26 protein-coding genes are annotated in these 24476 nt (G+C 61.4%); all 26 read right to left on the bottom strand.

Annotated elements, in window-relative coordinates; translation table 11 throughout:
* Positions 1 to 116: 116 nt before the first annotated feature.
* Positions 117 to 788: a nucleoid occlusion factor SlmA gene (slmA, locus tag GWK50_RS16470; RefSeq protein ID WP_162017435.1), complete on the bottom strand. Its 672-nt coding sequence runs from the start codon at positions 786 to 788 to the stop codon at positions 117 to 119.
* Positions 789 to 827: 39 nt separating this feature from the next.
* On the bottom strand, positions 828 to 2303 hold the full coding sequence (locus GWK50_RS16475; protein ID WP_162018155.1) for a sensor histidine kinase: 1476 nt from the start codon (positions 2301 to 2303) through the stop codon (positions 828 to 830).
* Positions 2304 to 2349: 46 nt separating this feature from the next.
* A complete protein-coding gene (locus GWK50_RS16480; RefSeq protein WP_162017436.1) occupies positions 2350 to 3048 on the bottom strand; it encodes a response regulator transcription factor in 699 nt (232 codons plus the stop codon).
* A 193-nt stretch (positions 3049 to 3241) separates the two neighbouring features.
* Positions 3242 to 4138 (bottom strand): acetylglutamate kinase, encoded by an 897-nt coding sequence (argB, locus tag GWK50_RS16485; RefSeq protein WP_162017437.1) that lies wholly within the window; start codon positions 4136 to 4138, stop codon positions 3242 to 3244.
* A 63-nt stretch (positions 4139 to 4201) separates the two neighbouring features.
* On the bottom strand, positions 4202 to 5302 hold the full coding sequence (locus GWK50_RS16490; protein WP_162017438.1) for a glycosyltransferase: 1101 nt from the start codon (positions 5300 to 5302) through the stop codon (positions 4202 to 4204).
* Positions 5303 to 5367: 65 nt separating this feature from the next.
* A complete protein-coding gene (locus tag GWK50_RS16495) occupies positions 5368 to 6042 on the bottom strand; it encodes a transglycosylase SLT domain-containing protein (RefSeq protein WP_242455408.1) in 675 nt (224 codons plus the stop codon).
* Between the two features lie 23 nt (positions 6043 to 6065).
* Positions 6066 to 6695 (bottom strand): acyltransferase, encoded by a 630-nt coding sequence (locus tag GWK50_RS16500; RefSeq protein WP_162017439.1) that lies wholly within the window; start codon positions 6693 to 6695, stop codon positions 6066 to 6068.
* A 10-nt stretch (positions 6696 to 6705) separates the two neighbouring features.
* A complete protein-coding gene (locus tag GWK50_RS16505; protein ID WP_162017440.1) occupies positions 6706 to 7731 on the bottom strand; it encodes a class I SAM-dependent methyltransferase in 1026 nt (341 codons plus the stop codon).
* Complete coding sequence (locus GWK50_RS16510) at positions 7718 to 8599, bottom strand: hypothetical protein (protein ID WP_242455409.1); 882 nt, start codon at positions 8597 to 8599, stop codon at positions 7718 to 7720. Before GWK50_RS16510 ends, GWK50_RS16505 begins: the two co-directional genes overlap by 14 nt.
* A gap of 14 nt (positions 8600 to 8613) precedes the next feature.
* The gene (locus tag GWK50_RS16515) at positions 8614 to 9831 is read right to left on the bottom strand and encodes an ABC transporter ATP-binding protein (protein ID WP_162017442.1); all 1218 of its coding nucleotides are present in this window, start codon (positions 9829 to 9831) and stop codon (positions 8614 to 8616) included.
* The gene (locus GWK50_RS16520; protein ID WP_242455410.1) at positions 9828 to 10649 is read right to left on the bottom strand and encodes an ABC transporter permease; all 822 of its coding nucleotides are present in this window, start codon (positions 10647 to 10649) and stop codon (positions 9828 to 9830) included. Before GWK50_RS16520 ends, GWK50_RS16515 begins: the two co-directional genes overlap by 4 nt.
* A gap of 17 nt (positions 10650 to 10666) precedes the next feature.
* Positions 10667 to 11797: a glycosyltransferase family 4 protein gene (locus tag GWK50_RS16525; RefSeq protein WP_242455411.1), complete on the bottom strand. Its 1131-nt coding sequence runs from the start codon at positions 11795 to 11797 to the stop codon at positions 10667 to 10669.
* A gap of 178 nt (positions 11798 to 11975) precedes the next feature.
* The gene (locus GWK50_RS16530; RefSeq protein WP_162017444.1) at positions 11976 to 12944 is read right to left on the bottom strand and encodes a glycosyltransferase family 2 protein; all 969 of its coding nucleotides are present in this window, start codon (positions 12942 to 12944) and stop codon (positions 11976 to 11978) included.
* A 259-nt stretch (positions 12945 to 13203) separates the two neighbouring features.
* Positions 13204 to 14091: a peptidylprolyl isomerase gene (locus tag GWK50_RS16535; protein ID WP_162017445.1), complete on the bottom strand. Its 888-nt coding sequence runs from the start codon at positions 14089 to 14091 to the stop codon at positions 13204 to 13206.
* A gap of 22 nt (positions 14092 to 14113) precedes the next feature.
* Positions 14114 to 15205 (bottom strand): VCBS repeat-containing protein, encoded by a 1092-nt coding sequence (locus GWK50_RS16540; RefSeq protein WP_162017446.1) that lies wholly within the window; start codon positions 15203 to 15205, stop codon positions 14114 to 14116.
* A 126-nt stretch (positions 15206 to 15331) separates the two neighbouring features.
* Positions 15332 to 16297, bottom strand: a complete 966-nt coding sequence (locus GWK50_RS16545; protein ID WP_162017447.1) for a hypothetical protein — start codon at positions 16295 to 16297, stop codon at positions 15332 to 15334.
* A gap of 165 nt (positions 16298 to 16462) precedes the next feature.
* A complete protein-coding gene (locus tag GWK50_RS16550) occupies positions 16463 to 16915 on the bottom strand; it encodes a hypothetical protein (RefSeq protein ID WP_162017448.1) in 453 nt (150 codons plus the stop codon).
* Between the two features lie 98 nt (positions 16916 to 17013).
* Positions 17014 to 19206: a type II secretion system secretin GspD gene (gene gspD, locus GWK50_RS16555; RefSeq protein WP_242455413.1), complete on the bottom strand. Its 2193-nt coding sequence runs from the start codon at positions 19204 to 19206 to the stop codon at positions 17014 to 17016.
* A 277-nt stretch (positions 19207 to 19483) separates the two neighbouring features.
* Positions 19484 to 19981, bottom strand: a complete 498-nt coding sequence (locus GWK50_RS19945; RefSeq protein ID WP_242455414.1) for a hypothetical protein — start codon at positions 19979 to 19981, stop codon at positions 19484 to 19486.
* Positions 19978 to 20526 carry a GspMb/PilO family protein gene (locus GWK50_RS16565; RefSeq protein WP_162017450.1) on the bottom strand — a complete coding sequence of 183 codons (549 nt, stop codon included), beginning with the start codon at positions 20524 to 20526 and terminating at the stop codon, positions 19978 to 19980. The genes GWK50_RS19945 and GWK50_RS16565 overlap by 4 nt, the downstream gene beginning before the upstream one ends.
* Complete coding sequence (locus tag GWK50_RS19950) at positions 20523 to 21044, bottom strand: PilN domain-containing protein (protein ID WP_242455415.1); 522 nt, start codon at positions 21042 to 21044, stop codon at positions 20523 to 20525. Before GWK50_RS19950 ends, GWK50_RS16565 begins: the two co-directional genes overlap by 4 nt.
* 476 nt (positions 21045 to 21520) lie before the next feature.
* Positions 21521 to 22450 carry a type II secretion system protein GspK gene (locus GWK50_RS16575; protein ID WP_162017452.1) on the bottom strand — a complete coding sequence of 310 codons (930 nt, stop codon included), beginning with the start codon at positions 22448 to 22450 and terminating at the stop codon, positions 21521 to 21523.
* Positions 22447 to 23058: a prepilin-type N-terminal cleavage/methylation domain-containing protein gene (locus tag GWK50_RS16580; protein ID WP_162017453.1), complete on the bottom strand. Its 612-nt coding sequence runs from the start codon at positions 23056 to 23058 to the stop codon at positions 22447 to 22449. The genes GWK50_RS16575 and GWK50_RS16580 overlap by 4 nt, the downstream gene beginning before the upstream one ends.
* Positions 23055 to 23501, bottom strand: coding sequence for a prepilin-type N-terminal cleavage/methylation domain-containing protein (locus GWK50_RS16585; protein WP_162017454.1), 447 nt, complete (start codon positions 23499 to 23501; stop codon positions 23055 to 23057). The genes GWK50_RS16580 and GWK50_RS16585 overlap by 4 nt, the downstream gene beginning before the upstream one ends.
* Positions 23498 to 23980 carry a prepilin-type N-terminal cleavage/methylation domain-containing protein gene (locus GWK50_RS16590; RefSeq protein ID WP_162017455.1) on the bottom strand — a complete coding sequence of 161 codons (483 nt, stop codon included), beginning with the start codon at positions 23978 to 23980 and terminating at the stop codon, positions 23498 to 23500. Before GWK50_RS16590 ends, GWK50_RS16585 begins: the two co-directional genes overlap by 4 nt.
* 36 nt (positions 23981 to 24016) lie before the next feature.
* Positions 24017 to 24466: a type II secretion system major pseudopilin GspG gene (gene gspG / locus GWK50_RS16595; RefSeq protein ID WP_162017456.1), complete on the bottom strand. Its 450-nt coding sequence runs from the start codon at positions 24464 to 24466 to the stop codon at positions 24017 to 24019.
* Positions 24467 to 24476 lie beyond the last annotated feature (10 nt).

A 24476-nucleotide genomic window follows, 5' to 3' on the forward strand; every position in this document is an offset into this window, starting at 1 on the left:
CAGATAAAAACGAACGATCGTTCTATTCTGCAGCAATTTCTTACCAGCGCCTATCCCCCCCCGAAAAATAGAGAGGCTTCTCCAACCGAACGTGGCAAGCCTGCCACCCGCCGCGCTCACAGCAATCGGGCCAGACTCTCCTGCAAATGCTCGGTCGGCAGGCGGCGCTGCCCCGTGCGCACAAAGCGCTGCAGCCGCCCCAGCGCAAAGGCCACCCAGACACTGGCGGCCACCTGCGCATCCACCGTAGGCGTGGCCGATCCCGCCTGCCCGGCGGCAGGCCGCAGGCACTGGCGCAGGTGGGACTCGATGCGATCAAAGAACTGGTTCATGCGGGCCTGCAGGCGCTCATGCTCCAGCACCAGGGCATCGCCCACCATCACCCGGGCCAGACCAGGGTTGCGCTCGCCAAACTGCAACAGCAGGGCCACCACGCGCGCGGCCTGCTGGGGGCCATCGGCCGATGCGGTCGCGGGGGCATCGCCCTCGCGCCCCACGATCTGCACCACGCGCGTCAACACCGCGTCCTCGATGTAGTCGATGAGTGCTTCAAACATCTGCGCCTTGCTGGCGAAATGGCGATACAGCGCCGCTTCGCTCACGTCCAGGCGGGCGGCCAGCGCGGCGGTGGTGATGCGCTCCGCGCCCGGTTGCTCCAGCATGGCGGCCAGTGCCTGCAGGATTTGCTCACGCCGCTCGCCGGGCCGTGGTCTGCGCCGAGGCTCCGCCTCACGCGCCGCAGAGTCAGTGGGATCAAGGCCAGCGGGCGTGGGGTCAGGGCTGTTCATGGCGGTGTGGGAAAAACACGTCGGGGCATTCTCGCACGCTCATGTCGGCACACTCCCCCTCGCGACCGCAGCGAACACCAGGGTCACGCGCAGGCCCTTGCCTCCCGCTCCCGGCTCCAGCACCAGAGAGCTGCCGTGGGTGCGTGCAATCTCCTCGGCAATGGGCAGCCCCAGGCCCGAGCCCTCGCCCCCGGTCCCCGGAACGCGGTAAAAGCGCTGCAGCACATGGGATACCTCCTGCTGGGGTACGCCAGGCCCGTCGTCTTCCACCTGCAGAAAAGCCGCAGGCCTTCCCGCCAGGTCGGTCAGTGTGGCGCAGCGAATGGTCACCGAGCCTGCGGCCGGGGTGTATTTGATGGCGTTGTCCACCAGGTTGGACAGCAGCTCGCGCAACAACCAGTCGTGGCCGGACACATGCACCGGCTGCGCATCCAGGCCCAGGTCGATGCCCTTGCCGGTTGCGGCGTCGAGGTACAGCTCCAGCATGCTTTCACACAGATCCTTGAGATCCACGCGCTGCATGGGCTGGGCGTTCATACTGCGTGCATCTGCCCGGGACAGGGCCAGCAACTGGTGCGCCAGTTGCGAGGTACGGCGCGTGGCATCGCGCAGCTTCTCGATCTCGGACGCTTTCAAAGTAATAGCACCTTGCGCTTGCCCCACCTGCCCTGGGAGCACTTTTTTATCTACCAACCGAGCATTTGCAGGCGCCTTGGCGGCCGAGCGGGCCAGCAAGGCCCAGGCTTCCACCTGCGCCTGCAAGCCCGCCAGCGGCGTGCGCAACTGGTGTGCGGCATCGGCCACGAATCGGCGCTGGCTGTCGGCCTGGGCGTTGACCAGGTTGAACAGCCGGTTGAGCGAATGCACCAGAGGCCGTACCTCGGCGGGTGACGCCGCCTCGTCGATGGGACTGAGGTCGCGCGGAGAACGCCGCTCCACCGCATCGGCCAGATCCACCAGGGGCTTGAACGCCCGGCCCACCGCCCAGTGGATGGCCAGCCCTGCGGCCGCCACCAGCAGCAGGTTGGGCAGGAGCACGCGCAGCAGCAGTTGCTGCGCCCATTGCTGGCGTGGGTCCGTGCCGTCGGCCAATGCCACCACCAGCTCCCCCGCCCCCGTGCGTCCGCGTTGCACCGCCACGCGGTAGGTCACGCCACCCTCCTCGACGCTGTGGAACTCCGGCTCGCCGGTTTCAGGCACGGTGGTGCGCACCCAGTCATCGCCCAGCAGCAAATTGCCAGAGAGGTCGCGCACGCTGTAGCCGGTATAGGAAGCGTTGCTGCGCAGAAAGTCTTCGATCGGGGGCGCCATCAGCCACACCACGGGCTGCGACTCACCCACCCCCGGTGCCAGCACCGAATCGGCCAGCGCCGGCAGCAAGCGCAACAGGCGCTGATCGTGCCGCATGGCGGCCTCGTCGGCCGAACGGTAGTCCATCCACACCCCCAGCAGCGCCAGAGTGCACAGCGGCAGCAACAGCAGCAGCAACAGCCGGTTGCGCAGATCGGAGGTCATGCCCTGCAGGCGTCGGCGCAGCATGGCCAAACTTGCCGTCCGCGGCTCAAGAAGCTTGCAGTTCCAGCCGGTAGCCAAAGCCCCGGATGGATCGCAGCGCCACGCCATGCGGTTCGAGCTTGCCGCGCAGGCGCGAGACATACACCTCGACCGCATTGGGGGTGATTTCCTTGTCCCAGCCGGTGAGTGCCTGCAAGAGCTTGTCCTTGCTGGCGGGCTTGGGAGCGTGAACCATCAGGTACTCCAGCACCGTCCACTCACGCGGCCCCAGCTCGATGGGCTGCAGTGGCGCATCGGGCTGCAAGCGGATGCCCACCCAGCGGTTGGCTGTATCCAGCTCCAGCGGACCAAAGTTGAGCACGGCCGAATTGGCCGCCTGCGAGCGGCGCAGCAGCGCCCGCAGCCGCGCCAGCAACTCGGGCAGCTCAAAGGGCTTGACCATGTAGTCGTCGGCCCCCAGGTCCAGCCCCTGTACCCGGTCGTGCAAGGCGTCGCGCGCCGTGAGGATGAGCACCGGCATGTCCCTGCTGGCCATGTCCGGGCGGCGCATGCGCCGCGTCAGCTCCAGCCCATCCATGCCTGGAAGCCCGATATCGACCACCGCCACATCGAAAGTCTCGCGCTGCAGCACCTCTTCGGCCCGCTCGCCGCTGCCCACCCAATCGACGGCATAACCCGCCTCTGTCAGCCCCAGCTTGATGCCGCTGGCCACCATGATGTCGTCTTCGACCAAAAGAAGGCGCATGGTTCATCCTCAGCGTTCAAAGAGGTGCATGGGGAAGGCCCATGCACCAGGCACAGCGCTTGCACTGGGCGCCCCCAGGCCAGGGCCGCCGTGCAAGGGCCGCCCCGCCGCACGGGCGGCGTCCCCCTTCCCGGCTCGCGCAGCGAGACGAGAGAAGGGGGAAGCGGCGCAGCCGCACAGGGGGTTGTTCATGCTAATGACTACGGATCATCGTGCCATAGGCCTGCTCGGTCAGGATCTCCAGCAGCATGGCGTGCGGAACACGACCGTCGATGATGTGCACGGCGTTCACGCCCGCCTTGGCGGCATCCAGCGCGCCCGCAATCTTGGGCAACATGCCGCCGCTGATGGTGCCATCGGCAAACAGCTCGTCAATACGGCGCGCTGTCAGATCGGTCAGCAGCTTGCCCTCCTTGTCCAACACGCCAGGCGTGTTGGTCAGCAGCAGGAGCTTCTCGGCCTTGAGCACCTCGGCCAGCTTGCTGGCCACCACGTCGGCGTTGATGTTGTAGCTTTCGTTGTGCTCGCCAAAACCGATGGGGCTGATGACCGGGATGAAAGCATCGTCCTGCAGCGCCTTGACCACGCTGGGGTCGATGGACACGATGTCGCCCACCTGACCCACGTCATGCTCCACCTCGGGGTTCTTGTTGTCCACCATCTTGAGCTTGCGCGCGCGGATCATGCCGCCATCCCGCCCCGTCAGGCCCACGGCCTTGCCGCCCACCTGGTTGATCAGGCCCACGATGTCCTGCTGCACCTCACCCGCCAGCACCCACTCGACCACCTCCATCGTCTCGGCGTCGGTCACGCGCATGCCCTGGATGAACTGGCCCTTTTTGCCCAAGCGGTTGAGGGCGGTCTCGATCTGCGGCCCGCCACCATGCACCACCACGGGGTTGATCCCCACGAGCTTGAGCAGCACCACATCCTCGGCAAAGTCCTGCTGCAGGGCCGGGTCGGTCATGGCGTTACCGCCGTACTTGATGACCATGGTCTTGCCATGGAACTTGCGGATGTAAGGCAGCGCCTGCGCCAGGATCTCGGCCTTGTCGCGCGGTGCAATCGAAAGAAGGGTTTCAGTGGTCATGGATACGGCCGCTTTCAGCACGAAGAGGGAATCGTGCAAATTGTGCCGCAAACCAGACCCACGTCAGTGGCGCAGCCAGGCAGGCACCTTGAAGCGCACAATGGCCAAGTAGGCGGTCACATAGGTCACCACAAACAGTGCGCAAAACACCATCAGCACCCAGGTGTTGCTCCAGAACAGCACTGCAGGCACCACGGTGAGCAAGGTAAACCCCCACAGGTACGGCGAAGTGCGGTTGTTGCGCATGAGCATGCGGCGCGACTCATCGTCGTGAAACACGCTGCGCACGATACGGCGGTAGATCAATTGGTGGAAATGCAGCGCATCGGCCACGCCGGGCGACACTCCGCGCACCCACTTGCGGTATATCGAAAACACCGTCTCCCACACCGGGTAGATCAGCAGCAGCATGGGAAACCAGGGAGATACCGCCGGGTTGCGCTGCACCAGAGACAGACTCGCCAGCGCAATCACCACACCCCAGATGTAGGCCCCCCCGTCGCCGGCAAACAACATGCCTCGCGGGTAGTTCCAGAGCAGGAACCCTGCTGTCGCGGCAGCCATCGTCACCAGCAGGGCTGCCAGGGCGCGGTCGCCGACCTGCAGCGCCACATGCGCCAGCGCCAGACAAACGATCAGGGCCACCATGCCTGCCAGTCCGTTGTAGCCGTCGATGATGTTGAAGGCATGCGGCAGGCCCGCCACCGCAAGCAGCACCACCAAGCTCCCCACCCAAGGGACCATGGGCAGCCAGGCATCCAGCCAGTCGAGACCAGTACGCGGCACCTCCAAACCCACCAATAGCAACGCCAGAATTCCGGAGGCTGCGGTGAGCGCAAGGCGATATCGAACGGCCAGACGCTGCGTCAGGTCCTCGGCAATCCCTCCCACGGCCGATGGCAACAAGGCGGCCATCCAAGCATAGACCCAGGTGTCCAGGCGCACTGACGCGTAGTCACCCAACAGGGTTTCAACCACCCCCAAGGACCACGCCACCAGCGCACCCAACAAGATGGCAACCCCTCCAAGCCGGGGTACGTCTCCATGATGAAACCTCTGAGGCATGCCGTTGCCATAGACCGCCGCATGACTGCGCACCCACCGGACGATAAAACCCGCAGCCAACGCCGCGACGACAAATGCCACCAGAGAGAGCCAAATCATGGAGCGCCGATGTTACCTTTTTCACAAAATGGAATAAGACCCACCATCGGCAGAAATGTAACCAATTACCGCTGTAGCGAACGGTAGATGTTCAGGACCCGCTCTACGTACTGCTGGGTCTCCGGATAGGGCGGGATGCGCCTCCCATGCTTCAGTACCGCGCCCTCGCCGGCGTTGTAGGCGGCCAATGCCAGTTCTTTGTCACCATCAAACATGCGCAGAAGGTCGGCCAGGTACCTGGTCCCGATATGGGCGTTGAGCTTGGGTTCCATCACGGCCTGCTTCGCCTCTTGCGCGCTGCGCGCCGTCACACCATAACGCTGCGCTGTTGCTGGCATGACCTGCATCAAACCCAGCGCCCCCTTGCGCGACACCGCTTCCGAATTGAATGCCGACTCCGCCGCAGCGACCGCAATCACCAAGGCTGGCTCCAGTGCCTGGGCGCGGGCGGCTTCTTCCAGCACCGGTCTTGCAGACTCATATTTCGTAGACGACGAAAGATGGCGTACGGAACCCTTGGGCTTATCGGAAACCACCGAGCCCACCCCTTCCAGCCAAACCACTTCACGCGCCGCTGGCGGCGCCACGTTACCCATGTGGACCACCCCATTTCGATCCACAAACTCCCAAACCGCCGAGGCAGCGGCATCGGAAACGCCCATTGAAAGTGCCGACAGCAAGGCCCAAACGACCAGCGTCATCAACCGGCGCACAAAAAGACTCCTGTCCCACACGTTCATCATTCCATTCATTGACATACCACTCAAGCCCCAGCCCACCAGGACTTGAAGCGACGCCAAGCCGTTGGTGAAGGTTCATCAAGCGGCACGGAACCGGCAAACTGCCCCGATCGGCGCAACCTGATCAGCCGCGCAGGCATACCCGCAGCGACCATGCCGTCGGGGACATCCTGACGCACCAAGGCACCCGCAGCCACAACCGCACCACGCCCGATCCTCACACCTTCGAGCACAATGGCTCCAGCACCAATCCACGCGCCATCTCCCACGACAATCTGCGCGCGGGTAATTCGATTGCGAGCAATGACGGCGTCGCCCTCATCGATGGCATGCCCAGCCGACAGCAGCTTGGCATGTGGCCCAATCAGTACATCTTCCCCAATGTCCAGCCCCCCCTCACCGGAGAGGTAGCAGCCAACATTGACGATCGTACGCGCACCGATCCGAATCCCGACCATCGGGTCGGCGACCACATCACTGACGACCAAACGTGTATGGGCGTACAGACTGACATCCGCGCCAAGGCAAATGACATCGGCGCGCTCGCCAAAACGCATCACCGAGACCGTGGGGTCAATGCGGCACCCGCTGCCCATGGTGTCGATGCCCGGATGAAAGTCTGTGGGATCTGGGACACCCAAAATGCGATGCATTCTGCTCCCTTCAGTTCAACCTCAAGAACTTGCGAAGACGCCGACGCAAAGAGCTTTCATGCAAGGCATGCTGGGTATGCGCCAAGGTTTCCTTCGCGGATTGCAGATTTGCAGCCAACTCCCGCTTTTCAGCAGCCAAGGTCTCGACCAGCTGTTGCAAACGACTGGCATCAGCTTTCAATAGGCTGATTTCATTTTCGAACCGATGAATGACTTCCTTGGCTTCTGCAAATGCCTTTTGGTGCTCAATCAAGGATGCATGCTCAGGCTCATGCACTCGCCGCAGCGCATCTAACTCCAGACGCAAGCGCTCGGCTTGCGCACGTATATCAGCCATTTCCCAGACACGTCCATCTCTGGACGGCACTGCCACTACCATCCATTGATAAACATCGAAATCAGACCACCCGGCCAGTAATTGCTGTCGCAAATCCCCTGTCAGCGCCTCCCAGCACCATGAGAACTCACTTTGGGCCAATGGAACCCTGTTGGCATCCCAAAGGCGGGGAACCCAGCCGCTGTTCATCATCGCTTTTTCAACACTGCGACGAGTAAAGAAGTGAACATGGGTTCGATCCAGCAGACCTTTGTCCGCATAATCAAACACACCATACCGCAGGGCCGCCACGATTCCGGCATACGCCACGTTTGGCACAGAAACCACCAACTTCCCCATTGGCTCCAGCACCTCGCCCAACGCGCGAAGCACCGCCTCAGGGAGTCGCAGATGCTCCAGCACATCACATGCAAGCACCACTCCGAAGCGCCGGTCACCCAGTGCTGCGATCCAATCGGTGCACTCCAGATCACTCTCGATCACCTCCACGCCCATGGCCAGAAGGGCCTGCACAGCCTCGGGATCATTCTCGACCACTGTCACCTTGCAACCGCGTGCAAGCAGCACCCGCGTCATCGCTCCAGCACCAGGGCCTAGCTCCAGCACCGCACTGCCCTGCGGAACCTGCCGCAACAGACGAGCAGGCCAATTATCTGCTTCGGGATCAAAAGCGTAGTCGTATCTATCAATATTGGACATGGCGTTCCTCCTGGGGCGCTGGTCGCCACATTTGATCCCACAAGCCCCAGTGCCACCAGGCCCAGGGTCGTTCCCGCACATCCGCCTCCAACCGCTGGATCACCTGATCAATCGCGACCCTAGGATCCGCAGGAAGAGGTTCGACTTGCACATTCAATTGATCAGGCGCCTGACTCCGCGTAATGACATGCAGCAACGCCGCACCCGTCGAATGAGCCAAGCGCTCAATGCCCGTGGGAAGTAGCAGCTGCCCCCCCAGAAACGGATGACTGCGCAAGCGTCCAAACTCTGGGCGCCATGCATCCGCCAGAATCCCCCACGCCTGCCCAGACCGAAGCCCCTCATGCAAAGGACGCAACCCATCATTGGAGGTGCACCACTGCCCGCCAGTAATATCCGTATAGGCTTTGATCTTGTTGGTCAAAAACCGTCGCTGCGACGGATTTAGTTCAGCATTCTCTGCTATGGGCATGGTCATGGCATGCAACCGCAAACCACGACGCGCCAAAGCAATGGGACCGGCCAAAAGACGGTCATAGTGATTGAGAACGACTATAAAACCCTGGTTCTTGCTCTGAAGCGCCTCAACATGCTCCCAACCAGACACCGTCACACGAGGACCACCGGGCATACCCATCCTGTACAAGACCACGGAGTCCAGCATCTCCTGGGCCAGCATCTCCATGTGTGATTGCGCCCACAGACGACATTGCACAGCCTCAGCATCGGGAAACACTTCGCGGAAACGCGCCTCCAGATAGCGCTCCGTCGCCTGCCGCTGTGGCGCCGGATCACGGCCCAAACGATGCGCCAGTCGCCATGGCAACGACGTGGGCATCCGCCCAAGCAGCGGAAAACCCCAATCCATTCTCCAGTCAGCGCTCACTCTACTTGCAGCCATTCGTGCTCCAGCCAGACAAGCCCCACCTCCCGATGCCTCTGGTTGAGTACCGTGAAAGGCTGGACCAATTCCGCCATATCCAAAACCTGCAAGCCTGAATCGTCCAGGGTGTAAACACTCCAAAGATATTCCCCAGACAATAAAGGCAAGCGCGGATACTTCACGCGCAGTCTATGCAATCCAACGCCGCTCAGAGGTCGATGCCCCACACGAAACTGAGTGCTGGTACCAAAAACGTTGTCCTTGTCGGGGCGCACAATCGAAAATCCGACATGGAACGGTGCCGCACTGTAAGCCTCCACCTCTATTTCAAGAATCAGATCCTGAAATGAATCCACCTGCGCCGGATTCACACCATCCGATGTTTCGATGGTCAATCGCATGATCTTCACCGGTGCCGACACTGAAGCCGACGCGCCCGCAGAAGCAACCCCGACCTCAGCATCTGCGGAAACGCCATCGCTGCGCAAATGAGCGTATCTGCGTCGTTCATAGGCCTCGTATGCGGTAACCACATCTTCAGTGCTGCCCAATGCCTCTATGCGTCCGGCATGTACCCATGCAGCACGCTGGCATAAGCTGCGTACTTGATACAGGTTGTGTGAGCAAAACAGGATCGTGGTACCGCGCTCACGCAATCCAAGAATCCGATTCAGGCTCTTCTTTTGAAAATGAAGATCTCCCACTGAGAGTGCCTCATCCACAATCAACACCTCTGGATCGATGGCAGTGGCGGCTGCAAATGCCAGCCGCATGAACATGCCAGACGAGTAGGTCTTGACCGGCCGAGCCAGCGCTTCAGACGACAGTTCGGAAAACTCAATCGTTTGCGCGACGAAGGCCTCCAGCGCCTCTCCCTGAACCCCATGCAAGGCTGCCATGAAACGGATGTTGTCCAGCCCTGATTCTTCGGGGTGAAAGCCAGCGCCCAGTTCCAGCAAAGCTGCCACGCGCCCTTCCCGAAACACCTGCCCTTTGGTAGGACGAATGGTGCCGGCAGCGATCTTCAGTAGCGTGCTCTTGCCAGCCCCATTCTCACCAATCAGGCCAAAGGTTTCGCCCGACTTCACCTCAAAATCCACACCGGTGAGGGCGACATGCAGGCGATGGCGCGGCTTGCGTGAGAGCCACTCCCACAGACGGTCCTGTGGCCGCGCATACACCGGGTAGATCTTCTCTATGCCCTCGAAACGAATCAAAGCGCCTCCCCCAGTGCCGACTTCATCGAGCGGAAAAACCACCACCCACCACCGCCCAGCAAGAGCACCCAGAACGCCAGGGCATACCCTACCCCATGCATCATAGGCATCCCCAGCACAACGCCCTGCAGCACCAACACCATGCACGCCACGGGGTTCAACAGATACCAAGCATGGAATGACTCAGGCACCTGCGACAAGGGGTACACCACCGGGGTGAGGTAGAACCACAATTGCGTTGCAAACGCGACAAAGGAGCCTACATCACGCCACATGAAGTGGGCCATGCTCAGAAACAGCGTCAGACCCAAGGTCAGCACCAACTGGGCCAACACCAGCAGCGGCACCATCAACCAACCCATCGCCGGCCCCAGACCCTGCGCCATGGCCAGGGCGAGCAGCAATGTGTATGCCACCGCCATGACCGGAACACTTCCACCCACGGAGACTGCAGGTAATATTTCTGACGGCATGGGCTGCTTGCGCAGGAAGTCTTCATAGGCAACCAGGCTGCCAACCCCCCTGCCGATGGAGTCGGTGAACGGCAGCCACACCGCCAGACCCGCCAACAAATGCAACAAGTAGCCCTGATCGGTTTCCAACCCCGGCACCCGGACCGCCAGCAAGCGGCCAAACAGCACGTAAAAAATCGCCAGTGTGGCTACAGGCTGAACAAATGCCCATGCCAGACCAAGCACCGAGCCCGCATAACGCGTCTTGAACTCGCGCAGCATCCAATAGCGCCACAAAACCCATGCATGTCGAGTGGCGCCTCGCTGCACATGCTGCTGCAAGGCCGCTTGCGGCTGATGGTGCATGGGCTCCCCTGGCACGCTCACGGAGCCATCCCTTCCGTGGACGCAGGGATTGCCTTGCGCGCAGCCAGCAAGCCCTGCTCAAACGCCTCCGCCGACGCCTGCCAGTGTTGTTGGCGCGCGAATTCCTGTCCGCGGCTGGCCAATGCCTGACGCTCAGCGTCGTTCTGCAAGAGACGGCACAGAGCGTCTGAAAGCGCTTCGAGCGTGGGATCGGTCAACAGCGCGACGTCATCATGGAGCAACCACTCCACGCACTCGCCCCGATTGGAGACCACGGCGCAACCAGCAGCCATCACCTCCAGGGGCATCAAGGACAAATTGGTCAAAGACATCACCAGCGCCGCATCGCACTGACTGAATACGTCGGCCAGTTCTTCGGGCGTGATGACACCCGCCGCAAGGTGCGGAAACGGGATGTGATAGTCACCCACATCCCACCCGGCCAGAATGAACTGGGTGTCAGGCAATTTGCGCGAAACTGCCTCCAGCACCAACAACCCGAATTCGAAGGCACGTCGGGGTGTGGGCGGACGCGCGTAGAAGAAGACGCGCTTGATATGTGGCTCGCGCCTTGGGCGCTGCCGGTACAGCTCATGGTCCACTCCAAAGCTGATGGGGTGCGTCTGCATCCCATACTCGGCTTTCAGCTTGCGCGCCAGCCAACCACCAGCGGTGATACCAAAGAACCCGAAGTGGTAGGTGTTGTCGGCCAAGACCGACTCTGTTCCGGTCGGGTAAAAGCTCGGTTCAAAGTCCTGCACAAAATACAGCTTCTTGACCGGGCCAACGACCGCACGCACTGGGTATGCTGTTTGCCACCCCGTGGCAATCACAAATTCACAGTTGGGCAGCCCCTCAAAGCCCACATAGACCTTGGCCTTCAAGGGAAAGAAATGTGCACAAATGTCGTGATGTGCCGCTTCAGCGGTAGCGTGCACCGAGGGGCTCACAATCACGATGCCCGACTCCCAGCCCATGCGCTCCAAATGCCAAATGGTGCGAAAGATCGTCTGGTGCCCCCCCGAACCAATATTGAAATCCGGAATGAACCACAGCAATGTGTTGGGGCGTGCAGCTTGTGGCGCCAGTTGCACACGTTCTACGCGAACAAAATCGTAAGTTGCAAAAACGTTCCGGCTCTTCAGCATGCCACCGGGCCCATGTTTGAGCCGCTGGCGAACCATGGATGCCGTGCGAAACACTCCATGGTGCCGAGTCAACTCCCATACTCGGCGCAGGCGCCGCACGAATGATCCGACCATATTTCCCCAAAACTGATTTCAAAATCCTGCCGTCTGCACCAGGCACTGCGCCCAGTACCGTTGGCTAGGCAGTGCGACCACGCTGCAGCGCCTGATCGCGTGAAATAACGCCCAACAGCCAGCCTGGCAAACGGCGATGCCGGGTTCCCAGGAACTGACCCAAAGTTCGCGCCAACTCTATGGCCGCCATATATACGGAATGCTTCAGCCAGGAAATGCCACCCAGGCCCGCCTGATGCAACCAACGGGCATCCCTGCGTGCCAACAGCATCGCACTGGCCAGCGCACGCCAGAGGCTGCGCTGGATCTCATAACCAAAATCACGCTGAAAGGAACTGGCCTCGTCAAAGTTTCGCTGCAGCGTCTCCCACACACCGAAATCGTGGGAGTGGTAAACCGCCGCCTCCGGCACGTAGGCCTTGGCGTATCCGGCCTTGATGGCCGCCAGCATCCAGGTCTGGTCTTCGGCAAACATGACGTCTGGAAACGGCAGATGCTCCCACACCGAACGGCGCAGGCAGGAATTGTTGTTGGAGAAGAAGTGCAGAAACTGCCGGTGGCCAACCTCGCGGTCAAAGCGCTCGCGGTCTTCCATGCGCACCCGCGAAAGCGCATTGCCAAAACCGGCAAAATGCTCCTGCAACTCCCGCTGCGTCACCAGCCGCGCGCCTGGATGCGCGCGATGCGGGCCAAATGCCCCCGCCACTTCAGGCGCGCTGTCACAACCGTCAACCAGGTTGTACAGCCAGTGCGCATCGGCTGGACGTGCATCCTGGGTAATGAACACCAGAAAATCGCCACGAGCCAAAGTAGCGAGATGGTTTCGGGTGCGCCCGTGGCCAAACTCTGCTGGCGCGATCTGCTCCACCCGCACCCCGCGCTTGCGGGTCTGCTCCACGGAATCGTCCTTGGACCCTGAGTCCACCACAATGACCTCGAAAGGCCAGGGCGTGTGCTGAGCCAAGACGGCATCCAGCACCTCGCCCCACAGGGCGCCGCCGTTTTTGACTGGTACAAGGACTGAAGCACGCATGTGATTCTTGAATACGTAGTTGTCAGAAATGCTTACAGCCCATTGAGATTGCAATTTCAACCAAGAACAGCCCCCTCTAACAGGCTGCTGAAATACTGCTGGAGAACTCAAAAAATGACGACTTTGAGGGTGCCTCACCCCTTGCCGGGTTCGAAAGAATCGCTTGTAGGCCGTTTTAAGCGGTCGATGTTCTTGGCTGCCAATGGGCAAACCAGTATTTCAGCAGCCTGCTAAGAACTATTCCAGTTCGCGCTAAGTGCTATTTTTTTCCTTCAAAACGGTTGAACATGGCCTTGATAGCCTCGACGTCCACCTCTATTCCATACTTTTTCACCATTTCGTCGCGAATCCTTGCGTCCCCTTGTTCGCGGCAGTAACGCACCGCACGATTGGCAGCCATTTCTGCAACCTCATTCCATTCCAGAACACGCCCCTCCCGCTTACTGACAATCTGAAAAGCGTAAATGAACTCGCCTTCGTTGACCGGCCCAACAATGTCTCCCTCCTTTGCACCAGCCAACGCACGCATCAGCGGAATATCGTCTGACAACATCACCCAGCCGAGATCTCCCTGCGGATCCAAGTTGTAGACCGTCTTCGCCTTCGCCACCAATTCGTCGAACGGCTTGTTGTTCATTCCCACTTTCGGAATCTGGCTCAGCAACCAGCCCACGGCAGGCTCCCCGTCCACGGTGGACGACTTTGGCAACATCACCCGGTTCATCCGAGCCGATGGCGGCACAGCGAATGCTTTCGGATTTTCGACGAAGAATTTCTTGGCAGCCTCTTCATTGGCTGGCGACGCACATTCCGGTCGCAATTGCTGAAATATGGTGTGCGCATAAATGTCGTCAAACCGACGGGCCGTGATGCCCTCTTGGCGCGCCACACCCTTGGATTCACCTTCCAGCACTAGCGCTCGGGTCAAGGTCATTTCCCGCACAATGTTCTCCACCCCCCAGACGTTCTTGCTCAACGCACGGAGGTCTGTTCGCAATTTCAGGTACTCGGACACATCTGCTTCAGTGATGACCTCCTTATTTCCAACGCGCCCCAAGACTTCTACTTTGTCTTGTGCACCCCACGTCGGCCACACAGTGACTACGTATACAGTCAGCACCCCAATGGCAAATCGTTTGAACTTCATGGTTAGCATTTTCACGAACAAGTTATGGCATAACCGGCTGCGCCAGTTCCCACAGGGGCCCATAGAACACGTCAGCCTCCTTTCCTGCAGAGTTAAGCACTACCAGATCCTGATGGCCGTCCTTATCTAGATCCAAGAGCTGCAGGCTGGTCGAGAAGCCACTGGATACTAGTTTCCGTGCTTCAAGCACATTGCCTGCGGCGCCCAGTCGCTGGAGGAATATTTGCTGGCTATCCCCCCACAGCACCAGATCGTCAGACAAGGCCGCGACCGATACGAATCCGGTCGGAGGCGCGCTGATCCATTGAAGTTCCCCTGTTTCCATGTGGACACGGGCATTGCGCCCTCCTGTTTCCAGGGCAATATACAACCAACGCCCTGTAGGCGACGGCCTCACCTGCCGTGGTATGGAAGAAAAGCGCGCCAAAACCACGGCTTGCGCCGTGGCATCCATTCCCGGCACGTATATCACTGACTTGTCATCCAAACAGGCAACTGCGATCCCCCCACCCTGGGCGTTGGGCACCCTGGAGACGCGGGTGGGGTGCCATGGTGTGCGGCACAACACTGTGCGCTGCACCTGGGCCGCAGCCCGGTTGTCTTCATACCAATCCAGCCACGCAACTTCGGTGCCCTCGTAGGGAGTCGCCAAAAGCCGGAAATGCCCCTCCTGCGCCTGCAACAAAATAACGTCTCGTGGGCTGAATCCCACATGTATTTTGTGCACACGCATCAACCGCTCGCCCTCCAGGCGAAAAATATCAATCGCCCCACCTTCTTCTACGGCAGCACCCAAAAGATTGTCCGACAACCATACTGCAGAGTCCGGATGGTAAGCCACTGGCTGGCGATCGAGCAGTCGAACCGTCCGCCCCTGCAACCGATACACAACAACTTTGTTGTTTTCATGCTCTATGGCACCCAAGAAGCAGCCCTGAGCACCACAACGAACTTCACCACCCCAAGCCTCTGGCAGCTCAAAACGCACGTGCGATGCTTGGCTGTCGGGCACCACAACTTCGCCATCCACCGGGCGCGGCGTCTGACAGGCCGCCAGCAGCGCTGACAAAGCAGAGCCCAGCAACACGCTCCGCAGCGTTCGATACCAATTCATAACTTGCACCTCAAAAAAAAGTAGCGCCATTAGGCGCTACTTTGTGGCAGGTTACCCAAAAACCCACCTTGGCGGCACGGGCAGCGTCGGCAGCATCACAAATGCCACCGACAAACCCATTACGCATTAGGGGTGATGAGCACCCAGAATAGTTTGGACGGCACCGAAAGCGGGAGCGGAGACCACACTATAGGTAAACACCGAGCGCGGAGCGACAGGAGCAACGGGAGCAGTACCCAGAGCCGTACCAGCAGCACCAGGGAAATCAGCAGGAACCACGCCAGTGTTCCACTCGATGAAACCATCGGTGTAGTTGGCAGGACGACCAGCGATTTGCTCAGGATCGAACCAATCCAGCTCGCGATGGGTCAGAGCAAAGTTGACCGACTTGCGACCCTGCGCATTGTCAAACATGTTGACAGTGTGGGTGCCGCGCTGGTCACCAGTGGACCACACAACGATACGGGTCTCGTTGCCACCATTGGCCGTGCCATCAACGAAATAACGCATCAGCATTTGAGGACCAACACCGGGAACCACGTTCACGGCACCCGCCACGTTTTCCAGGCTTTCGGGACCCATGGTGCTCAGGTTGGTACCAGCCGCCAAGGTCAGGTCGCCGTCGATCACAGGAATATAGGACACGTCGCTGGAAGCAGCCATCACCTGCACCGCGTTGGCAGCCAAACGATTACCAGCGCCCACTGCATTTGGCAATGCAGCTTCAGCCGCCGAGCAAGCAGCAGCAGGAGTTGCGGGAGCCAAACTACCCAGAGCAAACACCAGATAACCACGACGACCTTCCAGACCCAGACCAGACTGGGCAGCCCAGACGAAGGGCTCGTAGTCGTTGTGGGTCATGGGGAAGCAGCCGTCGGTGATGTGAGCAGACTCTTGGTCAAAGAACGTCCAGTACACCGACTTGATGGTGCCCGAGCGGTTGATCAGACCCACAGCAGTGGTATCGGCTGCGCCGTTGTGAATAACGTTGGGAACCACAACGCCGTTGGAGAACGTACCCATGGTGTAGGCCTGCGCCACACCTGCGGTCATCGCTGCTGCCGCGACGGCTGCCATTGCAAACTTTTTCATCTTCTCAGTCCTTAAAAATTGAAGGAAGCTTTCCCTTATGGGATATGCAACCCATCCGCCACTTCGTTTGGGTTGCTGCTATCTTAGCTTGAGCGTGCAGTGTTTTCAATCAAAACTCGCCAGAATGTGGCATCCATCACGCATGTTGCGCACAAACAACAAAAATCAAGGTTTCGCATCCGAGAACATGATACTTTGGCGCAACACATGGTGCCAGGCGCCATCAATCCGACGCCAGTGATCCTGCACAACATCCTCCAATCCCTTAATGCGCATCTGCGGCACGCTATAGCGCATCCACACATCCAGCACGGCATTGTCGCCCTCCATGCTGCGGATGCCGCGCACCTCCACGACATCATAGGCAACGCCACCGCGCTTGAGGTAACCCTCCAGCGTCAGGCTCTTGTCCTTGGAAGCAGCTTCGTACTTCCATGCCTCCAGGCGGTCGTTGGCGCTCACTAGGCGCCAGTAGGCCTGAGCACGCGGGATCAGGTCGGCTTGGTCGTCGGCGCGCGCAGAGCCAGGGGCCGTTGCGCAACCTGCCAACGCTGCCACCAAGGTGGTTGATCCAATGAGACAGGCCAGTAGCCTGCGACGGTGGGGTTGCATGGTCATGGGTAATATCTCCTGTTCAGTTCTTTAATCAGAAGGGTTGGTAGAGCGGATTGGATCCGATGGTATGGACAGTTTTGACAAGCACTGGTTCAGTGCGTTTACTGCAACGCCGCAGCGGGGGACTTTGTCTCTTCACGCGGTGCGGGCTGCAAGGCGATGGCTCGCATGCGCTGGCGCAGCTCTGCGCTGGCGGCACGCAATTCGTCGTCGTTTTCCAGAGCGCGCGGCGTCAGCAACACCAGCAGTTCGGTGCGCTCGCTCTGGTCGCTGTTCCGGCCGAACAGGGCGCCCACGACAGGGATTTCTGACAGCAACGGCACTCCGGTGCTGCCGGCAGACGAGTTTTCGCGGATCAGCCCCCCCAGAACGACAGGCTCCCCGGAACGCACGGCAATACGGCTCTGGATCTGGCGGGTAAGGAACTTGCGTTGCCCCGTGGGAATATCCACGTCACCCACATCGGTCACCTGCTGCAGGATGTCCATGGTGATCAGCCCGCCAGCATTGACCGAAGGGGTGACCGAGAGCATGACGCCGGTGTCTTTATAAGTGATGGACTCCGTAACGATGGTTCCCGTCGAAGAGGTGGAGCTCTTGATGGGTTGCTGGTTACCGATCTGGATGGTGGCGTTGTGGTTGTCCAGCACCAGCACCGTGGGGTTGGACAGCACGCGCAGCTTGGATTTTTCTGCCAGTGCATTCAGCGTGGCGCGGATGGTACCCGCCTTGTTGAGAATGGTGTAGGAGAAGCCCGGCTGCGAGGGGCCAATGGAGCCGCTTTCGCGCAGGTTCAGTAGCGCATTGCCCTCGCGGCCGCCGCCGAGGCTGTTTTGCACAAACCATTCCACACCATAGGCAAGGTTGCCGGAGAGGCTGACCTCGACAATGCTGGCTTCGATGAGCACCTGGGTCGGCGCCTTGTCCAACTCACGCAAGGCTTGCTCTATGCGGCGATACTCGGTGCGCGGCGCGCGGATCAGCAATGCGTTGCGCTTTTCATCGGCCACCACACGGACGTTGCCATCCAGATGATTGACCGTGGTGGCTGGCTCATTGCTGGCGCTGGCCTGATTGGGCGTCAACACCGGCAGACCAGCGGCAGAGGATGTGGAGGCCCCGCCAGAGGCTGTGGTTTTGCTGCCACTTGTATTCAGGGTCGAGGCACTCCCCTTGGCAGAACCCGATGTGAATTGCGAAGGCGCGCTTCCCGCGGCCACGCCTGGCTTGGCGCCATTGGTGCTGCTTCCGAACAATCCATTGAGCATTTCGGCCAAGTGGGTGGCCGAGCCATTTTGCACGGGGTACACAAACAGGGTGGCCTCCAGCGCGTCCATGGGCCGGTCCAGGCGCCGGATCCAGGTTTCCACCTGACTGAGGATGTGGCTGCGCGGCGTGACCACCACCAGAGCGTTGAGCCGTTCGATCGGAATCACGCGCACGAGGCCATGCAGGGGGTTGGTGGCTTGTGCTGCGCCCGCGCTGGCGCCGGAATTGGCAGCGGCCATGCCCAGCATGTTGGCAGCAGCAGCGGGCAGCGCTGCACCCTGGGCTCCGCCCGCGGCGTTGCTGCTGGTTGTGTTGCCATAGGGGTTGCCAGCCGATGCGTCGCCCCCGATCAGGGCCTGCAATGCATCGCGCACCACGCTGACGCTGGCGTTTTCCAGCACAAACACGCCCAGGGACATGCCGGCCAGAAAATCGACATCGAATGCCTCGACCAGTTCCAGCCAGCCGCCCAATTGCGCCTTGCTGCCCTGCAGCACCAGCAGGTTGCGCATGCTGTCCACATAGACGATGGCCTCCCGGGGCGCGACGGGCGCCAGGATTTTGGCCATTTCGCTGGCGCCGATATGGTTGAGCGGCACGATGACAGTGCCTGCGCCTGCCAGATCCTTGAAGCGCGCCGTGCCCACCACAGGACGCGACCCCACGGTCACGGTGCGCTTGGTGACGTGGTACACCCCGGCGCTGTCGCGCACGATGGCCAGGTCATGGGGCAAGAGCACGGTATCCAACACGTCCAGCACCTGGCTTCGCGGCAAAGGCTGGCGTGTGTGCAGGCTCACCACGGCGTCGCCTCCGGCGTCAATGGTGTAGTTCAGCTTGAGCAGATCCCCCAGCAGGGCCGACGCAAGACTGGCGACGGAGATGTTCTCGAAATTGAGCGACACCCGGTCACCCGAGACAAGCGCAGGGTCGATCTTGGGGGTCACGTCGCGCTTGAACAGGGTGTCGTTGCCAGGGAACAGACGGCTACCGGCCGGGGCCTGCTTGTTCTGGGCCTTGACCACGCCCTCTTTCTCGGTCGCAGAGGGCCTATTGGCGCCAGAAGGCTCCGCCACCGAACCAGGATTGGTTGTCGGCGCCCCGGCCGCCGCTGAATCGGTGGCTGGCTTTGTCGTTGCAGCAGCGTCTGGGGGTGGCTCAGCAGTATTTGCAGCAGCAGGATCGGAAACTTGCGCCGTGGCGCACGCCGAAACCAGCAGCGCCATCAGATAAATGGAGGGCCGAAAAATCATGTCAGATAGCTCCGGGTGTGTACGGTAGGTCGCCAGCAATCCGGCGGCCTCAGGGGTTGGCCAGAGAAGTTTGCCGTCGTGCCGGGTTGGCCTTGGCCGGAGGCGGGTTACCCGGCTCCAGCGGACGCTCGGCGCGCTGTCCATCTGCAGCGACGAAATAGGCCTTTCGGCCATCGAAGGACTGAAGTTTCCAGGGCTCGGAGGCCACACTGATCTTGAAGACGCTGCCATCCTTGCGCTGCAGGACGGCTACGCGCTCCTTGCCCGACTCGAACACGGCCATGAGGCGCGATTGCAGGAGCTCCTGGGCCATGCCGGCTTTTTTGTCGCCCGAATCGGCCGGCTTGCGCGACGACCAAAGCAAAGGGCGCTCCAAGGCCTGCTTTGCGACGGCCCCGGATGGTGAGGGCAGCGCCTCGAACTGCGGCAAGTCCGGAATGCGCGGTGCAGGGGCCTGCCACTGGTCTTTTTTGGCATGCCACCAAGCAGCGCTGCCCGCCAAAGCCGCAGCCGCCAGTGCAGGAACCAGGTACCAGGGTCTGATCATGGCGCAGCCTTCCCGGGCGCCAGGGGCGCATCCAATTGGAGGGTCAAACGTGCCTGCTGGGAAGCAACTGCAGCGGTGCCGCCTTCGCGCGCAAGGGTGGCCGAGCGCACCCAATATATCGGGCGATGGGTTTGCATGGTCTGCATGAAGCGCACCATGCGATTCCATTCCCCCGTGATGGTGGCAGTGAGCCGTACCCGGTTCATTTCCCCATCAGATCCCGTCTCCAGCGCCACTTGCGACGATACCAGCGTACCGCCAGAGGCGGTGATCAGTTCGCGCAGCTTCTGCTGGACATCGTTCTGTGCATTGTCGCCCGAAGCATGCAGCCTGGGAGTCACCGCATCGCGCACCAGCGCCAGCCTCTTGCCAATGTCAGGACCCGCTTGGATGACTCCATCGATGCGCTCGCTGCGAGATTCGAACTGCCCCAGTGCGGTGTCGTAGCGTATCCAGAGGGTGCGGTATATGCCTCCGGCTACAGCCAGCACAGCCACTGCAAGGCCGATAAGCAAAACACTGGCATTGCGAGTCCAGGGATTCATGGCTTGACTCCTTCGACTGCACGCCAACGCATCTCGAATGTGAATCGCTCTTTGTTCAGGTTGTTGTCACGCACGCTGGCCACCGTGGCCTTGGTGTCGGCGAACTGCGGTTGTCGCCCCAGGAGGGCTGCCAGTTCAGCGGCATTGCCCGTCAGACCACTGATGCGGATTTCATTGCCATTGACATCGATGCGGTCCAGCCAAGTGTCGTCCGGCAATGCCTGCGACAGGGCGTCCACCACACTGGCCAATGGCAGGCTTTGTTGAAGCCCCTGGCGCAGCTCCTCTCCCAGCGCCGCCTGTTGACGCAGTTCATCCAGTTGCTGTCGCAGCGGTTGCGACTGGGGCTCGACCGCCGCAATGTGCTGAACGGCGCGCAACACATCTTCACGTTTGAGCACCAGAGGCATGAGCGCAGGCAGGAACAGCGCTGCCAAGGACAACAGTGCTCCCATCAGCACCAGCACATGCATCCAGCGCCGGCGCAGGGAGAATGTTTGCGTGGTCCCTGAGTCCACTGCAAAGGCACGCCCGTGGCGCGCCAGGTACACAGGTGCCTGTGGGCCCAGCCCTTTCTCGACACACCATGTATCGCAGTGACTGCGGCGGCACAGTCCCCATTCGACAACCCAGCCACCTTGTGCATGGGGCTGCGCATGCCACGCCGCCACCGTGTGCTGTCGTGGCAAGGGAGAGGTGCGCCACAACGTTTCCTCGACCGCCTGCCTCAATGCATGACGGGGCATGTCAGGCAGAACGGCGGAGCCCCACAGGCTTTCGGATTCCGGCACCAGTAAACCTTCCGCCTTGCCTGGCTTGACGGCACGCAGCCGTGTTTCGGTAACAGCCCAATGCGAACCATCCACAGAGACCAGCCCCCGCGGACGGCTGGGCCACCATCCGCGCTCGGACAACAGGCGACGCAGATCCGCGCATCCCCACGCAAGCCTGTCTTGCGCCATTTGCACGCGGCGGTAGAGTTGCCCCTTAGCTGTCATGGACTCCATTCCTGTTCCGGCTTGTTGATGCGGCGCGTGGGCTCCAATGTGAGCAAGGTCCAGGGAGCCAATGTGTCGGGTCTCTCGCGGGAGTCGATCCACGCCTCGCGCAACCACCACCGGTCGCCATCACCCCTTGCATAGGCACGAACCCGCACTTCTTTCCCGCCGCCGCTTTTGGCAGCAAAGAAATCGGCCGTCGCGCCCGAAAGCAGGAGGCCCGCGCGCGATTCGGGCGGTGATTGATGAACTTGAGCCCCAAGCCCTTTCTGACCCGTCAAGATGTCGATCAAAGCCCAGGGGGTTGCATCGACTTCCAGTCGCTGCTGGCCGTTGACGCCGAGGTAGGGCGCGATTATGTCATAGAGCTCCGGCGTCATTCCCAGAACGGATTTGAGCTCCGAGAGGTCTTCCAGCGCCGAATTGCGGGGCACCGCAGGCCAGTTTGCAGCCCTGTATTGCGCGGCTTCCGCCCCCCCAGCGCCCGTGGGCGTATCGTCCGGATCCAGGAAGTCACGGATACGGGACACCATGATCGCTGCATCACCCGCAGGCAGTTCTCCCACCCGCTGCAGTAGCGCAAGCAACAGACCATCGCTGGCGACATTGACGTCTATCAATCCGGTGGCAGGCGTCACCTCCAGCCATATTTCCTGCCCTTCCAGGGTCAGCACCTCTCGGCGATAGTGGCTGGGCTGGTCTCTTTCCGCCACCAGTCGCTGCGCCGCGAGCTGCAGAGCTCCGTCCAGCACGGCCTCGGCCCTGAGACGCTCCAGCGCCAGGCCCGCTTGCTGGGTCTGCTGGCGCATGCCTTTGGCACCGGCCAGCACGGTGAGGGACAAGGCCGCCACCAACCAGAGGACCAGCACCAGTGCGGCGCCTGCACTCCCGTGCCGCCAGGGGCGCGTCAGATGAGCCGTCGTCATCGCGCCCTCGCCAAGGGAAAAACCAGGGGCGGCCAATCCCCCCGCGCGTCGCCCAGTTCCAGCCGAATACGGGCTGGGTACTGCGCCTGAGAGGCGTCCCATTGCTGTGTCCAGGCGCCGGTGCGGCCATCCTGGTAATACCACTGCAGGGTACGCACATCGGTCAGCAGGGTCTCGCGCAAGGCCTGGTTCCAGTCCATCGCCATGGCAGAGCCGTCGTAGGGCAGTGCCTCGACGGACAGATCCACGCGGCCGTCGTTGTGGCGCAGGGGGCCGATGCGAAAGACGTGCAATCCCCCGGCGCTGCCGCGCTCCGGCAGCGGCGCAACCCACATCAGGCCCGCAGCGTTGCCGCTGAAGAAACGCACAAAAACGCCACCTTCCTGGCGCGAGAGCAGGCGCAAGCCGTCGAACTTGCGCCCCAGCCACTGGCTGACGGTCAGCATGTGCTCGGCACGCTCCATGGTGCGCTGGTTGCGATCCTCGGTCCGACCAATGACGCCGAAACCGGCAAACATCAGCCCCACCACCGCCGCCGTGACGGCCAGGGCAATCAGCAATTCAATCAGCGTGAAACCGCGCTGGAGGACGGACAGGCTGCGGCTCATGGCGCGGCCCTATAGGGTTTCCAGCCGGTCCAGACCAGCACGGCATCGCCACCCTCAGCACGCATCACATCCACCGTGACCCGAGCAACGGTTTGGGGCGCGGGGCTCGGACGGCCGGGCGGGGCACCCCATTGCGCCACGGCGGGCTGCATTTGCAGGCGCCAGCGCCAGGCGCCCGTCTTGCCTTCGCTTTGGTTCGCCAGTTCTTCGGCATACAACGCGCCTGCCAGCACCGAGCGCGCCACCATGGCGGCCTCCACCCGCTCCTGGACAGTGACAGCGTTCTTGGAGCTTTGCCCGACCGTGCGGTACAGCGTGCCCAGGGCCATGGCTGCAATGGCCATGGCCACCAGGGCCTCCAGCAGGCTGAAACCCCTGATACCCCTGGTGCCCTGGGTCACCCTCCAGGACAACAGTGCGCTGCTTCGTGCCTTGTTCGTCATGAGGGGGCCTGCACCGGGGTTTGCTCCACCCGGCCCAACAGCCAGTTGACGCGGTACTTCACTCCCTGCCCTGCGCGCAACACACTCAGGCTGCCGCCTTGCGTTCCGCCATCGTTGTTGAACTGGAACAAGGGCTCGCCGGATACCGGGGCTGCGCCCTTGCGCCTTTCGATGGCGGTCCATTGCACTTGCAGCGACTCGGGCAGGTCCACGCGCCATTGCCCATCGGCAACGAGCTGACGGCCCTCCGGCTCGTAAGCGACGACAACCGCACGCCCTTCCCGCTCGCTGAGCGTGCGGGCCTGCACCAGCAGGCTGGCCACATCACGCACGGTCTGGTGGTAGCGTGCGCGGTCCATGTACGACTGCGCGCTGCCCCCCACCACAGCCACCGTGATGGCGGCCAGCACGAGCACGACCAACAACTCCAGCAGAGTGAAACCGGAATGCGTGCGGCGCACCGGCGCGAGACAAGTCATCGGCGGGCAAGAAGCGGTCTGCGACGAAGCAATCCGTCAGTTGTAAACGTCGGCGTTTTCGCCATCTCCACCTGGCTTGCCGTCAGCCCCGAGCGAAAAGACGTCCGGCCCCGCATTGCGACCTGGATTCTTGTACTGGTAGGCTGCGCCCCAAGGGTCGGTGGGCAGGCCCTTCTTCATGTAGGGGCCGTTCCAGCCTTGTGCAGTGGACGGACGCTCGACCAGAGCGCGCAAGCCTTCGGCGTCGTTGGGGTAGCGACCCACATCGAGCTTGAACAGATCCAGGCTTTGCTCCAGCTCGCCGATCTGCACACGGGCCGTCTTGGACTTGGCGCCGCCCAACTGGTCCAGCACCCTGGGGCCCACCAGGCCAGCAAGCAGGGTCAGGATGACGAGCACCACCAGCAGTTCGATCAGGGTAAAGCCAGCGGAACGGCGCGGCGCGGCGGCCATGGGGCGAGCGGAAAAATGTTGCACGGTTTGCATGGATGTGTGT

This window comes from Acidovorax sp. 210-6 (assembly GCF_010020825.1).
Classification (GTDB): Bacteria; Pseudomonadota; Gammaproteobacteria; order Burkholderiales; family Burkholderiaceae_C; genus Simplicispira; species Simplicispira sedimenti.

What these genes read in the sequence shown, in the direction of transcription:
- GWK50_RS16525 (WP_242455411.1), bottom strand. Translation starts at nt 11,797, where the DNA reads ATGCTGAAGAGCCGGAACGTTTTTGCAACTTACGATTTTGTTCGCGTA.
- GWK50_RS16550 (WP_162017448.1), bottom strand. Translation starts at nt 16,915, where the DNA reads ATGACCATGCAACCCCACCGTCGCAGGCTACTGGCCTGTCTCATTGGA.
- GWK50_RS16580 (WP_162017453.1), bottom strand. Translation starts at nt 23,058, where the DNA reads ATGAGCCGCAGCCTGTCCGTCCTCCAGCGCGGTTTCACGCTGATTGAA.
- GWK50_RS16480 (WP_162017436.1), bottom strand. Translation starts at nt 3,048, where the DNA reads ATGCGCCTTCTTTTGGTCGAAGACGACATCATGGTGGCCAGCGGCATC.
- GWK50_RS16510 (WP_242455409.1), bottom strand. Translation starts at nt 8,599, where the DNA reads ATGGATTGGGGTTTTCCGCTGCTTGGGCGGATGCCCACGTCGTTGCCA.
- GWK50_RS16535 (WP_162017445.1), bottom strand. Translation starts at nt 14,091, where the DNA reads ATGAAGTTCAAACGATTTGCCATTGGGGTGCTGACTGTATACGTAGTC.
- GWK50_RS16575 (WP_162017452.1), bottom strand. Translation starts at nt 22,450, where the DNA reads ATGACGACGGCTCATCTGACGCGCCCCTGGCGGCACGGGAGTGCAGGC.
- GWK50_RS16530 (WP_162017444.1), bottom strand. Translation starts at nt 12,944, where the DNA reads ATGCGTGCTTCAGTCCTTGTACCAGTCAAAAACGGCGGCGCCCTGTGG.
- GWK50_RS16500 (WP_162017439.1), bottom strand. Translation starts at nt 6,695, where the DNA reads ATGCATCGCATTTTGGGTGTCCCAGATCCCACAGACTTTCATCCGGGC.
- GWK50_RS16545 (WP_162017447.1), bottom strand. Translation starts at nt 16,297, where the DNA reads ATGAAAAAGTTTGCAATGGCAGCCGTCGCGGCAGCAGCGATGACCGCA.
- slmA (WP_162017435.1), bottom strand. Translation starts at nt 788, where the DNA reads ATGAACAGCCCTGACCCCACGCCCGCTGGCCTTGATCCCACTGACTCT.
- gspG (WP_162017456.1), bottom strand. Translation starts at nt 24,466, where the DNA reads ATGCAAACCGTGCAACATTTTTCCGCTCGCCCCATGGCCGCCGCGCCG.
- GWK50_RS16475 (WP_162018155.1), bottom strand. Translation starts at nt 2,303, where the DNA reads ATGACCTCCGATCTGCGCAACCGGCTGTTGCTGCTGCTGTTGCTGCCG.
- GWK50_RS16495 (WP_242455408.1), bottom strand. Translation starts at nt 6,042, where the DNA reads ATGAACGTGTGGGACAGGAGTCTTTTTGTGCGCCGGTTGATGACGCTG.
- GWK50_RS16520 (WP_242455410.1), bottom strand. Translation starts at nt 10,649, where the DNA reads ATGCACCATCAGCCGCAAGCGGCCTTGCAGCAGCATGTGCAGCGAGGC.
- GWK50_RS16540 (WP_162017446.1), bottom strand. Translation starts at nt 15,205, where the DNA reads ATGAATTGGTATCGAACGCTGCGGAGCGTGTTGCTGGGCTCTGCTTTG.
- argB (WP_162017437.1), bottom strand. Translation starts at nt 4,138, where the DNA reads ATGACCACTGAAACCCTTCTTTCGATTGCACCGCGCGACAAGGCCGAG.
- GWK50_RS19945 (WP_242455414.1), bottom strand. Translation starts at nt 19,981, where the DNA reads ATGATCAGACCCTGGTACCTGGTTCCTGCACTGGCGGCTGCGGCTTTG.
- GWK50_RS16490 (WP_162017438.1), bottom strand. Translation starts at nt 5,302, where the DNA reads ATGATTTGGCTCTCTCTGGTGGCATTTGTCGTCGCGGCGTTGGCTGCG.
- GWK50_RS16505 (WP_162017440.1), bottom strand. Translation starts at nt 7,731, where the DNA reads ATGTCCAATATTGATAGATACGACTACGCTTTTGATCCCGAAGCAGAT.
- GWK50_RS16590 (WP_162017455.1), bottom strand. Translation starts at nt 23,980, where the DNA reads ATGACTTGTCTCGCGCCGGTGCGCCGCACGCATTCCGGTTTCACTCTG.
- GWK50_RS16585 (WP_162017454.1), bottom strand. Translation starts at nt 23,501, where the DNA reads ATGACGAACAAGGCACGAAGCAGCGCACTGTTGTCCTGGAGGGTGACC.
- GWK50_RS16565 (WP_162017450.1), bottom strand. Translation starts at nt 20,526, where the DNA reads ATGAATCCCTGGACTCGCAATGCCAGTGTTTTGCTTATCGGCCTTGCA.